Source organism: Streptomyces sp. NPDC031210, assembly GCF_055570395.1.
Genome location: NZ_JBVIHH010000002.1, coordinates 497,292 through 509,607, shown reverse-complemented (window position 1 = coordinate 509,607; position 12,316 = coordinate 497,292). Strand labels below are relative to the sequence as shown.

Sequence of the window (12,316 nt, the reverse complement as noted above, 5' to 3'; positions counted from 1 at the left end):
TCGGCGCACCGCCGCGTCGTCGGCTGACCGGGCGCGTCGCCGGGTGGAGTCCGCGCTCAGCTCCAGCGGCCCGTACGGGCCAGCAGGACCGCCGTCGCGGCCGTACCGGCGGTGGAGGTGCGCAGCACGGTCCTGCCCAGCCGGTAGGGCCTGGCCCCGGCTTCGCCGAAGGCGAGGAGTTCCTCCGGGGAGACCCCGCCCTCGGGGCCGACGACGAGCACGACGCTGCCGGAGCCGGGGAGTTCGGCGGTCGCCAGCGGGGCGCTGCCCTCCTCGTGGAGGACGGCGGCGAAGTCGGCGCCGGCGAGCAGCGCGGCCACCTGCTTGGTCGTCATGGGGTCGGCGACCTCGGGGAAGGTCAGCCGACGCGACTGCTTGCCCGCCTCGCGGGCCGTCGCCCGCCACTTGCCCAGCGACTTCGCGGCCCGCTCACCCTTCCACTGCGTCACGCAACGCGCCGCCGACCACGGGACGATGGCGTCGACGCCGGTCTCGGTCATCGTCTCGACGGCCAGCTCGCCCCGGTCGCCCTTGGGCAGCGCCTGGACGACGGTGATGTGCGGGGAGGCGGGCGCTTCGGTGCGCAGACCGGTGACGGTGACGGTGAGGCGGTCCTTGCCCTCGACGGCGGCGACGGTGCCCTCGGCGCCGGTGCCCCTGCCGTCCGTCAGCACGATCTCCTCGCCGGCCCGCAGCCGGCGCACCGACACCGCGTGCCGGCCCTCGGGCCCGTCCAGCGTCAGCGTGCCGCCGGCCCGTACGCCCGCGAGCGCGTCGACGAGGAAGACGGGCGCGGTCATGACGCGGACCCGCCCTGGAGACTCAGCGCGGCGCGCGCCGCGTCCAGTTCGGCCGCCAGCACCCCCACGAGCTGGCCGGCGGGCAGATCGCGTGCCAGCCGGTGCCCCTGGCCGGCCCACAGCGCCATGCCCTGCGCGTCGCCGGCCTTCGCCGCGGCCTTGCGCAGGCCGGAGGTGAGGTGGTGGACGGCCGGGTAGGCGGCCGGTGCGTAGGGCCCGTGCTCCCGCAGGAAACGGTTCACCAGGCCACGAGCCGGCCGCCCGGAGAACGCGCGGGTCAACTCGGTGCGGGTGAACAGCGGATTGGTCAGCGCCTGCTTGTGCACGATGTTGGCGCCCGACTCCGGGGTGGCGAGGAAGGCCGTACCGAGCTGCGCCATCGACGCGCCCGCGGCCAGCACGGCGGCGATCTGCGCGCCGCGCATGATCCCGCCCGCGGCGACGACCGGGATCTGCACCGCCTCACGCACCTGCGCGATCAGGGACAGCAGGCCGATGCCCGCGCCGGTGCCGTCGGCCTGCGGGTCGTCGCGGTGGGTGCTCTGGTGACCGCCGGCCTCGATGCCCTGGACGCAGACCGCGTCGGCACCGGACCACTGCGCGGCCTGCGCCTCGGCCGCGGTGGTCGCGGTCACGATGGTGTACGTGCCGACCTTGGCGAACGCGTCGAGGACCGCGCGGGAGGGACAGCCGAACGCGAACGAGACCACCGGCACCGGGTCGTCGCGCAGTATCGCCAGCTTCGCCTCGTAGCCGTCGTCGACGCCGCCGTAGGGGTCGATCTCGCCGAGCGGGGTCTCGTACCACGACGACTCGCCCGCGAGCTGCTCGCGGTAGACCTCGACGGCCGCCACGTCGGCGAGCGTGGGCTGCGGCATGAAGAGGTTCACACCGAAGGGCCGGCCGGTCAGCCCGCGAAGCTGTTTGATCTCCTGGTACATGCCGTCGGCGGTTTTGTAGCCGGCGGCGAGGAAGCCGAGACCGCCGGCCTCGCAGACGGCGGCGGCGAGCTCCGGACAGGCGGCACCGCCCGCCATCGGGGCCTGCACGATCGGGTAGCGGCAAAGATCGGTCAGCGCGGTGGGCATGACCACATCGTGTCACGCCCACCACCGCCGCCCGAACGGGGGCCGGGCCGGTCCCGAGGGGTTTTCCCCTGGAACCGGCCCGGCCGCACACAGCCGACCAACCGTCGGCCTACCGCCCGTTGAACGCATCCTTCAGCCGCGAGAAAAGCCCCTGCTGCCCCGGTTGAAACTGGCCCGTGGGGCGCTCTTCACCCCGGAGCTTGGCCAGTCGCCGCAGCAACTCTTCCTGCTCGGGATCGAGCTTGGAGGGAGTCTGCACCTCGACGTGGACGATGAGGTCACCGCGGCCACCACCGCGCAGATGGGTCACACCGCGCTGGTGCAGCGGAATCGACTGGCCCGACTGGGTGCCGGGGCGGACGTCGATCTCCTCCACCCCGTCCAGCGTCTCCAGCGGGCACTTCGTGCCCAGGGCGGCCGCCGTCATCGGGATGGTGACCGTGCAGTGCAGGTCGTCGCCGCGCCGCTGGAAGACCGGGTGCGGCAGCTCGTGGATCTCGACGTAGAGGTCGCCGGCGGGGCCGCCGCCGGGGCCGACCTCGCCCTCGCCCGCGAGCTGGATACGGGTGCCGTTGTCGACACCGGCCGGGATCTTGACGGTGAGGGTGCGGCGGGAGCGGATGCGCCCGTCGCCCGCGCACTCGGGGCACGGCGTCGGCACGACCGTGCCGAAGCCCTGGCACTGGGGGCACGGCCGCGAGGTCATGACCTGGCCGAGGAAGGACCGGGTGACCTGCGAGACCTCGCCGCGGCCGCGGCACATGTCGCAGGTCTGCGCCGCCGTACCGGGCGCCGCGCCCTCGCCGCTGCACGTCGTGCAGACGACGGCGGTGTCGACCTGGATTTCCTTGGTCGTCCCGAAGGCCGCCTCGTTCAGGTCGATGTCGAGCCGGATCATGGCGTCCTGGCCCCGGCGGGTGCGCGAGCGCGGTCCGCGCTGCGACGCCGTGCCGAAGAAGGCGTCCATGATGTCGGAGAAGTTGCCGAAGCCCGCGCCGAAGCCGCCCGCGCCACCGGCGCCGCCCGACTGCGACAGGGGGTCGCCGCCGAGGTCGTAGACCTGCTTCTTCTGCGGGTCCGACAGCACCTCGTAAGCGGCGTTGATCTCCTTGAACCGCTCCTGGGTCTTGGGATCCGGGTTGACGTCCGGGTGCAGCTCGCGCGCCAGCCGCCGGAACGCCTTCTTGATCTCGTCCTGCGGGGCATCGCGCCGAACGCCCAGGACCGCGTAGTAATCCGTGGCCACTTACGACTCCGCGAGGATTTGTCCGACGTAACGTGCCACTGCGCGTACCGCTCCCATCGTTCCGGGGTAGTCCATGCGGGTCGGTCCGACCACGCCGAGTTTGGCGACTGCCTCGTCGCCCGAACCGTAACCGACCGCGACGACCGATGTGGACGTCAGGCCTTCATGGGCGTTCTCATGCCCGATACGTACGGTCATGCCCGAGTCCTTGGCCTCCCCGAGCAGCTTGAGCAGCACCACGTGCTCCTCAAGGGCCTCCAGCACCGGCCGGATGGTCAGTGGGAAATCGTGCCCGAAACGCGTGAGATTGGCGGTTCCGCCGATCATCAGCCGCTCTTCGGTTTCCTCCACCAAAGTCTCCAGCAACACCGACAGCACTGTCGAGACCGTGCCGCGGTCGTCCTGCTCGAAGGATTCCGGCAGATCCTGCACCAACTGCGGCACATCCGCGAACCGGCGCCCCACGACGCGGCTGTTGAGCCGCGCCCGCAGATCCGCCAGGGACGTCTCGCCGAACGGTGCCGGGCAGTCGACCAGACGCTGCTCGACGCGGCCGGTGTCGGTGATCAGCACCAGCATCAGCCGCGCGGGGGCCAGCGACAGCAGCTCGACGTGCCGCACCGTGGACCGCGTCAGGGACGGGTACTGCACGACCGCGACCTGCCGCGTGAGCTGCGCCAGCAGCCGGACCGTGCGGCCCACCACGTCATCGAGGTCGACGGCGCCGTCCAGGAAGTTCTGGATGGCCCTCCGCTCGGGCGAGGACAGCGGCTTGACGCCGGCCAGCTTGTCGACGAACAGGCGGTAGCCCTTGTCGGTGGGGATCCGCCCGGCGCTGGTGTGCGGCTGGGCGATGAACCCCTCGTCCTCCAGGGCGGCCATGTCGTTGCGGACCGTGGCCGGGGAGACGCCGAGCTGGTGGCGCTCGGTCAGCGCCTTGGAGCCGACCGGCTCCTCCGTCCCGACGTAGTCCTGGACGATGGCGCGCAGCACTTCGAGTCTGCGTTCGCTCAGCATCCCGCGCACCTCCTGTCCCGGGCGTCCTGCCGGATCGTCGTCACCGTTCGTCTCGCCTGGCACTCACACGGGCCGAGTGCCAGACCCTGGCCAGTGTACGGCCGGGTAGCACGGGCACGGCAAGAGCCGCCATAGCGAACGCCTACCGAAAGGCCGTCGAACGCCTGCCCGGGACGGCGATCGGACCTTTGCCGGGCAACGCTATCGCGGGAGAGCTAGCGTCTCGGTATGCGCATTGCTTGGGAAGAGGCTGGATGGGAACGGCTCGGTGACGGTATCGCCAGGCGCCGCATGACCGGCTGGGACGAGACGGTCGGTGTGATCGCCGGATCGGAGGGCGTGCTGCTGGTCGACACCGGCGCGACGATCCGCGACGGCGCGGACCTGCGCCGGTCCGTCCGCGGCCTCCTGGGCCGCGAAGTGACGCATATCGCTCTGACCCACCCGCATTTCGATCATGTGCTGGGGACCGCCGCGTTCGCGGGCGTGGAGGTGTTCGGCGCCACCGGGTTGGCCGACTGGCTGCGGCACAGCCGGGAGGACCTGCGGTGGAGCGCGGTGCGCCACGGCCTGGACGTGGACCTCGCCGCGGAGGCCGCCGACCTCCTCGTCGTCCCGCATCACCATGTCCACGCCGAGCTGACCGTCGACCTGGGCGATCGGCAGGTGCTGCTGGCGAACGTCGGGCCCGGCCATACGGCCTACGACCTGGCAGTTCTGGTGCCCGGCCGGGGCGGCGACCCCGAGGTCGTCTTCTGCGGTGACCTGGTCGAGGAGTCCGGCGAGCCGAGCGCGGGTCCGGACGCGCTGCCGCGGCAGTGGCCGGCGGCGCTGGACCGGCTGCTCGCCCTGGGCGGTGAGGACGCGCGGTACGTACCGGGTCACGGCGCCGTGGTCGATGCCCGCTTCGTGCGGGCCCAGCGCGAGGAGTTGGCCGCCCGCTTCGGCGTGTCACCCGCCTGACGAGCCGCCCGGCCCCTATCTTCCCTCCGTTCCGTCCCTGTCCCCCCGATCCCCCTCCCGCCTCCTCACCGGCTCCCGTCCCTCACCGGCCCGGCCGCGCGTCACAGAACAGGTCCCCATGCAGAGCAAGCGCTACAGCCCCGATCTCACCCCGCCCTGGAAGAAGCGGCGGCCCGCACCCGAAGTGCCCGCCGACGCCGGCCTGGTGGTCGAGGAGGTCACCTCGGGCTACTGCGGGGCCGTGATCCGGTGCGAGAAGACGGCCCAGGGGCCGACGGTCACGCTGGAGGACCGGTTCGGCAAGCAGCGGGTCTTCCCCCTGGAGCCGCGCGGCTTCCTGCTGGAAGGCCGCGTCGTCACGCTCGTACGGCCCCAGGGCGGGCGACCCGCCGCGGGCTCGCCGGCGCGTACGGCGTCCGGCTCGGTGGCCGTCCCCGGCGCCCGCGCCCGGGTCGCGCGGGCCGGCCGCATCTACGTCGAGGGCCGGCACGATGCCGAGCTGGTCGAGCGGGTGTGGGGCGACGACCTGCGCATCGAGGGCGTCGTCGTGGAATACCTGGAGGGCATCGACGACCTGCCGGCGATCGTCCGCGGCTTCTCCCCCGGCCCGGACGCCCGCCTCGGCGTCCTCGTCGACCACCTCGTGCCCGGCTCGAAGGAGTCCCGGATCGCGGCCGAGGTGACCGGTGACCATGCGCTGGTCGTGGGCCATCCGTACATCGACGTGTGGGAGGCCGTGAAGCCGTCATCGGTCGGGATCGCGGCCTGGCCGTCCGTGCCGCACGGCCAGGACTGGAAGACCGGTGTCTGCCGGGCGCTGGGCTGGCCGCCCAACACGGGCGCCGCCTGGCAGCGGATCCTCTCGTGCGTGCACTCCTACAAAGACCTGGAGCCGCAGCTCCTGGGACGCGTGGAGGAGTTGATCGACTTCGTCACGGTCGGCAGTGCGGCCTGACACCGGGAAGCGTGCCGAACTCACTGGTGTCCAGTTCGAAGCCGAGCGGTTCCAGCGGGACGGGGTCGCCGAATTTGGTGATCCGCTGGACGGTGTAGTCGGCCTCGTCGCCTCCGCCGACGGGTTCGGTGAGGAGGACGCAGTGCGCCACGATCGGATCGATGATCAGGTAGGAGGGCACCTTGCCCGCGGCGTAGATCGAGCGCTTGGCTCCGTAGTCACGGTCGACACTGTTCTTGGAGACCACTTCGACAACCATCGTGATCACCTCGGTCGGCATCAGCCGGCCCGTGCCCGGCCCCAGTCCTCGCTTCAGTACCACGAGGTCGGGCTGAGGCTCGCTGGACTCCTCAAGGATCGCGATGTCCTGTGTTTGGAGACGCCTCCACCGCTTCCGTGGAATCTGGTCCATGACCGCTTCCACGATGTCGTTGTGGACCACGTCAGGCCCCGCCATCATCACGATTTCCCCCCGGAGGAGCTCAATCTTGATGCCCTCGGGAACCTCAAGGTTCTCGAAGAGCTCCGTCATCCGGCGTTCATCCACAGCGGTCATCTCCATGGCCTCCGTTTCCCGTCGCCGTGTATACGGCACAGGCTAGGAACAGCCTAGGCGGGCCCGCACGCCCATCGCATCGGTTCACTCGTTCGAGGGCTCAGTCCACTAGATCCCGCACCACCGCGTCCGCCAACAGCCGCCCCCGGAGCGTCAATACGGCCCGCCCCTCGCCGTACGGCCCGGCCTCCAGCAGCCCGTCCGCCAGGGCGCGCGCGGCGGCGCGGGCGCCGGCGGGGGCGAGCAGGTCCAGCGGGCAGCCGTCGGAGAGCCGCAGCTCCAGCAGGATGCGCTCCACCCGCCGGTCCTCGTCCGGCAGGATCTCGCGGCCGGCGCCCGGGGAGCGGCCCTCCGCGAGGGCCTGGGCGTAGGCGCCGGGGTGCTTGACGTTCCACCAGCGCACGCCCCCGACGTGGCTGTGCGCGCCGGGGCCGGCACCCCACCAGTCGGCGCCGGTCCAGTAGAGCTCGTTGTGGCGGCACCGGCCCGCTGCGGAGGTGGCCCAGTTCGAGACCTCGTACCAGGTGAATCCGGCCGCCGAGAGACGTTCCTCGGCGAGGAGGTAGCGGTCGGCGTGCACGTCGTCGTCGGTCATCGGGACCTCACCGCGGCGGATCCGCCGGGCGAGCTGGGTGCCCTCCTCCACGATCAGGGCGTACGCCGAGACGTGGTCGGGACCGGCGCCGATCGCCGCGTCCAGGGAGGCGCGCCAGTCGTCGTCGCTCTCGCCGGGGGTGCCGTAGATCAGGTCGAGGTTGACGTGGTCGAAGCCGGCCGCCCGCGCCTCCGCGACGCACGCCTCGGGGCGGCCGGGGGTGTGCGTGCGGTCGAGGATCTTGAGGACGTGCTGCCGTGCGCTCTGCATGCCGAAGGAGACGCGGTTGAAGCCGCCCTCGCGCAGTTCGGCGAGGTAGCGCGGATCGACGGACTCCGGGTTGGCCTCGGTGGTGATCTCGGCGTGCGGCGCGAGGCCGAATTCGTCGCGGATGGCGCCCAGCATCCGCCCGAGGTCGGCGGCGGGCAGCAGGGTCGGGGTGCCGCCGCCGACGAAGACGGTCTCGACGGGGCGCGGGTCGGCGCCCAGCACCTTGCGGGCCAGGCGGATCTCCTCCACGACGTGGTCGGCGTAGTTGTCGCGGGAGGCCAGGGCGCCGCCCGAGCCGCGCAGCTCGCTCGCGGTGTAGGTGTTGAAATCGCAGTAGCCGCAGCGGGTCGCGCAGTACGGCACGTGCAGGTAGAAGCCGAGTGGCCGCTCGGTCGCCCCCGCCAGCGCATGACCGGGCAGCGCCCCGTCCTCGGGCATCGGCTCACCATCAGGCAGTGCGGAAGGCATGGGAACCATTGTCCGTCATGCGGACGGGGATGCGGGCCACGCGCCCGGCGGGCCCTATAGCGCCCCCTTCGGCGCCGTCTGGAGGACCAGGAGCGCGAGGTCGTCATCGGGTGGGGTGGAGGCGAAGGCGTGGACGGTGCTGCGGATGTGTTCGGCGATGGCGGTGGCGCCGAGGCCGGTGCAGGCGGCCAGCGCGGTGGCCAGGCCGTCCTCGTCGTCGAACTGATGGCGGCCCGAGCGGCGCTCGGTCACCCCGTCGGTCACGCACAGCAGCGTCTCGCCCGGGCACAGGTCGAAGGACTCGCTCTCGTACGCCGCGTCCTCGACGACGCCGAGCAGCATCTGCGGCGCCGCCACGACGCGGACCGCGCCGTCGGCGCCGAGCACCAGGGGCAGGGGATGGCCGGCGCTGGCGAGGGTGCAGCGGGCGCCGCCGGAGCCGCCGTGGTAGGGCACGATCTCGCCGTAGAGCAGGGACAGGAAGCGTGCCTGTTCGCCCTCGTCGCGGATCTCGACGGGCGATTCGGCGCCCGCCCCGGCCGCCGCCACCGCCGCCGCCACCGCCGCGACGGAGTCGGCGGCCTCGCGCGCCATGGTCTTGTTGAGCCGGTCGAGCACCTCCGCGACGCCGAAGCCGTCGCGGGCCAGCAGCCGCAGCACGGGCCGGGCCAGGCCGGTGACGGCGGCCGCCTCGGGGCCGCTGCCGCAGACGTCGCCGAGGGCGAAGCACCAGCGGCCGTCGCCGGCGTCGAAGAGGTCCCAGAAGTCGCCGCCCGCCCAGGCGCCCTCGCGCGGTTCGTAGACGACCGCGGACTCCACTCCGGGCACCCGCGCGCGGCCCCGGGGCAGCAGCCGGCGTTGCAGGACCTGGCTGATGCGTTCCTGCCGGCTGTAGGCGCGGGCGGTGGCGACCGCCCGGGCGACCCGGCGGCACAGGTCCTCGATCAGCCCGACCACCTCGTCGGGGAACCGCAGCAGGCCGCCGCGCCCCAGCAGCACGGTGCCCAGCCTGCGGCCGCCCGCCACCAGGGGGCAGGCGAGGGCGGCGCCGCCCTCGCCGTGGCCCCGTTCGTGCGGCCAGGGCCACGGCACGGCGGCGGGCGGGTGGCCCAGGGAGCCGCCGGCGCCGCCGGTGCCCAGGGGCGGGTCCTTCTCCAGGGCGGCCCGCAGGGCGTCGACGCGGTTCTCGCTGGAGTGCCAGACGCGCGCCAGCCGCTGTTCGTCGCCCGCCGCGTCGATACCGCGTCCGGGCGCCCCGCCGTCGCCGTCGTACAGCCACACCGCGCACCAGTCGGCGAGCCGCGGCACCGTCAACTGGGCGGCGAGCGAGGCGACCTGATCGGCGTCGAGCTGCCCGGAGAGCAGGTCGGACGCCTCCGCGAGGAAGGACAGGGCGCCCTGGTTGATCCAGTCGGCGTCGGAGTGCGGCCGGGCGGCGCGGCGCGGGGCCGGGGCGAGGAGTTCGGCGGCCCGCAGCCCGCGCTGCAACATGTGGTTGTCGAAGGCGGCTTCGGGCTCGGGCCGGCCGCCGCTCCCGGCCGCCCGCGCGGGCAGGCGGAACCACACGGTCTTCATGGCGCGGCGGTAGGTGACGCCCCAGGACTCGGCGACCGCACCGACCAACTGGAGGCCGTGGCCGCCGGTTTCGGACGCCGAGAGGTCCTCGCGGCCGCGTACCGGGCGTGCGGGGTGGTGATCGGAGACCTCTACGACGACGCCCGCGCCGTCCGCGTCCGCCGCGCCGCCCTCGGGGCCGTCGGCCGGCTCGGGGGACGGGTACGCCTCCCGCGGGTGCTCCTCCAGCCGGCAGCGCAGTTCCACGGTGGTGCCCGCGTGCACCACGGCGTTGGTGACCAACTCGCTGACCAGCAGCACCGCTTCGTCCGCGAGCCGGTCGGTGAGGCCCTCGGCTCCGGGCGCGCCCTGGGTGGTCCAGTCGGCGAAGGCGGCCCGGACGAACTGCCGGGCGGCGGCAGCGGCGCGCGGGTCCGCGGGCAGAGAGGCCCGCCGGGCTGCGGGCACCCCGCCGCCCGGGCCGTCCGCCGCCTTCCCACCGGCCCTCGCCCGCGCCGCTTGGCCCTCGCCCCGCCGTGGTGAAGTTGTCGTCCTCATTGAGCAACTCCCGAACAGCTCCGCTACAGCGCCGGATGCGCCACCGACAGAGTGACAGACCGAGGGCACACATAAGCACGGAGTCACCGAACTGGGTGCGGGGAGGGCGGACTTCGCTGACACGTCCCGGAGGGCGAGGCGCGGGCGGGGACGCGTACGGATGAGGGAACCCGTACGGAGGACGGGAACGGGGGCGGCCGCCGGAGGACCGCCCCCGCCCCGGCTACGCCTCGACGGTTCCCGCGTACATCTCGTCGAGCAGGTCCTTGAACGTGCGCTCCACCACCGGCCGCTTGACCTTCAAGCTGGGCGTGACCTCACCGTGCTCGATGTCCAGGTCGCGCGGCAGGAGCCGGAACTTGCGGATCTGCTGCCAGCGCTGGACGCCCTCGTTGACCCGCTCGACGTAGCCGTCGATCAGCTCGCGGACCTGGTCGGAGGCGACGACCTCGGCGTACGTCTTGCCCGCCAGGTTGTGCTCCGCCGCCCAGGTCATGATCGTCGGCTCGTCGAGGGCGATCAGCGCGGTGCAGAAGTTCCGGTTGGCGCCGTGCACCAGGACGTTGGAGACGAACGGACAGACCGCCTTGAACTGGCCCTCCACCTCGGCGGGCGCGATGTACTTGCCGCCCGAGGTCTTGATCAGGTCCTTCTTGCGGTCGGTGATGCGCAGATAGCCGTCCGGGGAGAGTTCGCCGATGTCGCCGGTGTGGAACCAGCCGTCGGACTCCAGGACCTCGGCGGTCTTCTCGGGCAGGCCGTGGTAGCCCTGCATGATGCCGGGGCCGCGCAGCAGGATCTCGCCGTCCTCGGCGATGCGCACCTCGGTGCCGGGCAGCGGCTTGCCGACGGTGCCGGTGCGGTAGGCCTCGCCGGGGTTGACGAAGCTGGCGGCGCTGGACTCCGTCAGGCCGTAGCCCTCCAGGATGTGGATGCCGGCGCCGGAGAAGAAGTAGCCGATCTCCGGGGAGAGCGCGGCCGAGCCGGAGACGGCGGCGCGCAGCCGGCCGCCGAAGGCGTCCCGCAGCTTGGCGTAGACGAGCTTGTCGGCGACCGCGTGCTTGGCGCCGAGCGCGAACGGCACGGAGGCGCTGCCGGTGTGCCGGAAGTTGTCCTGCGAGACCTTGGCGTACTCGCGGGCCACCTCGGCCGCCCATCGGAAGATCTTGTACTTCGCGCCACCGCCCGCGCGGGCCTTGGCCGCGACGCCGTTGTAGACCTTCTCGAAGATCCGCGGCACGGCGGCCATGTAGGTGGGGCGGACCACCGGCAGGTTCTCGATGATCTTGTCGACGCGGCCGTCGACGGCGATCACATGACCCACCGAGATCTGGCCGGCGGTGAGCACCTTGCCGAAGACGTGCGCCAGCGGCAGCCAGAGGTACTGCACGTCGTCCTCGGTGACCAGCCCGGTGGCCTGGATCGCCCGCGCCATGTACGACCAGCAGTCGTGCGGCAGCCGTACGCCCTTGGGGCGGCCGGTGGTCCCCGAGGTGTAGATCAGGGTCGCCAGTTGATCGGCGCGCAGGGCGGCGACCCGCTCGACGACGCAGTCGGGGTGCTCCTCCAGGTAGGCCGAGCCGCTCTTCTCCAGATCGGCGAGCGAGAGCACCCAGCCGTCCGGGTCACCCTCGGCGGGCTGCGCGTCCGCCTCCTCGATGACGATGACGTGGGCCAGCTCGGGCAGCTCCGCGCGCTTCTCGCGGGCCTTGGCGAGCTGCCCCGCGTCCTCCGCGATCAGCACCCGGCTGCCGGAGTCGGCGAGGATGAACGCCGTCTCGTCGGCGTCGGTGCTGGGGTAGACCGTGGTCGTGGCGGCGCCGGAGCACAGCACGCCGAGGTCGGCGAGGATCCATTCGACGCGGGTGGAGGCGGCGAGCGCCACCCGCTCCTCGGGCTGCACGCCCAGGGCGATCAGGCCGGCCGCGGCGGCGTGGACGCGCTGCGCGGCCTGGGCCCAGGTGATCGCCCTCCAGTCGTCCGGCCCCTGGCCGGAGGCGGCCGGCACCGGATAGCGGTAGGCCTCGGCATCGGGCGTGGCCGCCACCCGCTCCAGGAAGAGGGTCGCCACCGAAGGCGGCCGGCTTTCGATCAGCGTGTGGGTGTCCGTCACGGCATCCTCCGGGGCCCGCTTCGTTGCTGGTGACTCGCGAGTAACCTTGAGCAGTGATCAGAGTAGAGCGCGTTGCCCCGCCACGTAAGGGGCTACGGCCGACTGGTTCACGATGTGACCAGCGCGATAGGTG

The 12,316-nt window shown here is 72.7% G+C and carries 10 protein-coding genes; 2 read left to right on the top strand and 8 right to left on the bottom strand.

What is annotated here, in order from left to right:
• Nucleotides 1-56 precede the first annotated feature (56 nt).
• The 4 genes from ACZ45Z_RS05905 to hrcA all read right to left on the bottom strand — a co-directional run bounded on the left by ACZ45Z_RS05905 (nucleotide 57) and on the right by hrcA (nucleotide 4,151).
• Nucleotides 57-800: a 16S rRNA (uracil(1498)-N(3))-methyltransferase gene (locus ACZ45Z_RS05905; protein WP_468356693.1), complete on the bottom strand. Its 744-nt coding sequence runs from the start codon at nucleotides 798-800 to the stop codon at nucleotides 57-59.
• Nucleotides 797-1,888 carry a nitronate monooxygenase gene (locus ACZ45Z_RS05900; protein ID WP_468356690.1) on the bottom strand — a complete coding sequence of 364 codons (1,092 nt, stop codon included), beginning with the start codon at nucleotides 1,886-1,888 and terminating at the stop codon, nucleotides 797-799. Before ACZ45Z_RS05900 ends, ACZ45Z_RS05905 begins: the two co-directional genes overlap by 4 nt.
• Before the next feature lie 109 nt (nucleotides 1,889-1,997).
• Nucleotides 1,998-3,134 (bottom strand): molecular chaperone DnaJ, encoded by a 1,137-nt coding sequence (dnaJ, locus tag ACZ45Z_RS05895; RefSeq protein WP_468356687.1) that lies wholly within the window; start codon nucleotides 3,132-3,134, stop codon nucleotides 1,998-2,000.
• Entirely contained in the window at nucleotides 3,135-4,151 is a 1,017-nt protein-coding gene (gene hrcA / locus ACZ45Z_RS05890) for a heat-inducible transcriptional repressor HrcA (RefSeq protein WP_468356684.1), read from the bottom strand.
• Between the two features lie 228 nt (nucleotides 4,152-4,379).
• On the opposite strand from hrcA, the gene ACZ45Z_RS05885 reads away from it, so the two are divergent.
• Both ACZ45Z_RS05885 and ACZ45Z_RS05880 read left to right on the top strand, forming a co-directional pair.
• Entirely contained in the window at nucleotides 4,380-5,114 is a 735-nt protein-coding gene (locus ACZ45Z_RS05885; RefSeq protein WP_468356681.1) for an MBL fold metallo-hydrolase, read from the top strand.
• Between the two features lie 118 nt (nucleotides 5,115-5,232).
• Complete coding sequence (locus tag ACZ45Z_RS05880; protein ID WP_468356678.1) at nucleotides 5,233-6,069, top strand: DUF3097 domain-containing protein; 837 nt, start codon at nucleotides 5,233-5,235, stop codon at nucleotides 6,067-6,069.
• Here the strand turns inward: ACZ45Z_RS05880 and ACZ45Z_RS05875 are convergent.
• The 4 genes from ACZ45Z_RS05875 to ACZ45Z_RS05860 form a co-directional block, all read right to left on the bottom strand.
• A complete protein-coding gene (locus ACZ45Z_RS05875; RefSeq protein ID WP_468357378.1) occupies nucleotides 6,047-6,625 on the bottom strand; it encodes a Uma2 family endonuclease in 579 nt (192 codons plus the stop codon). The two genes, ACZ45Z_RS05880 and ACZ45Z_RS05875, sit on opposite strands and share 23 nt — an antisense overlap.
• A 100-nt stretch (nucleotides 6,626-6,725) precedes the next feature.
• Entirely contained in the window at nucleotides 6,726-7,958 is a 1,233-nt protein-coding gene (gene hemW / locus ACZ45Z_RS05870; protein ID WP_468356675.1) for a radical SAM family heme chaperone HemW, read from the bottom strand.
• 54 nt (nucleotides 7,959-8,012) lie between these two features.
• Nucleotides 8,013-10,070 carry a SpoIIE family protein phosphatase gene (locus ACZ45Z_RS05865; RefSeq protein WP_468356672.1) on the bottom strand — a complete coding sequence of 686 codons (2,058 nt, stop codon included), beginning with the start codon at nucleotides 10,068-10,070 and terminating at the stop codon, nucleotides 8,013-8,015.
• Nucleotides 10,071-10,293: 223 nt separating this feature from the next.
• A complete protein-coding gene (locus ACZ45Z_RS05860) occupies nucleotides 10,294-12,183 on the bottom strand; it encodes an AMP-dependent synthetase/ligase (RefSeq protein ID WP_468356669.1) in 1,890 nt (629 codons plus the stop codon).
• Between the last annotated feature and the right edge of the window lie 133 nt (nucleotides 12,184-12,316).

Excerpts from the sequence above, each read along its gene's own strand:
- ACZ45Z_RS05905 (WP_468356693.1), bottom strand. The coding sequence starts at position 800 with ATGACCGCGCCCGTCTTCCTCGTCGACGCGCTCGCGGGCGTACGGGCC.
- ACZ45Z_RS05900 (WP_468356690.1), bottom strand. The coding sequence starts at position 1,888 with ATGCCCACCGCGCTGACCGATCTTTGCCGCTACCCGATCGTGCAGGCC.
- hrcA (WP_468356684.1), bottom strand. The coding sequence starts at position 4,151 with ATGCTGAGCGAACGCAGACTCGAAGTGCTGCGCGCCATCGTCCAGGAC.
- ACZ45Z_RS05885 (WP_468356681.1), top strand. The coding sequence starts at position 4,380 with ATGCGCATTGCTTGGGAAGAGGCTGGATGGGAACGGCTCGGTGACGGT.
- ACZ45Z_RS05880 (WP_468356678.1), top strand. The coding sequence starts at position 5,233 with ATGCAGAGCAAGCGCTACAGCCCCGATCTCACCCCGCCCTGGAAGAAG.
- ACZ45Z_RS05875 (WP_468357378.1), bottom strand. The coding sequence starts at position 6,625 with ATGACCGCTGTGGATGAACGCCGGATGACGGAGCTCTTCGAGAACCTT.
- hemW (WP_468356675.1), bottom strand. The coding sequence starts at position 7,958 with ATGCCTTCCGCACTGCCTGATGGTGAGCCGATGCCCGAGGACGGGGCG.
- ACZ45Z_RS05865 (WP_468356672.1), bottom strand. The coding sequence starts at position 10,070 with ATGAGGACGACAACTTCACCACGGCGGGGCGAGGGCCAAGCGGCGCGG.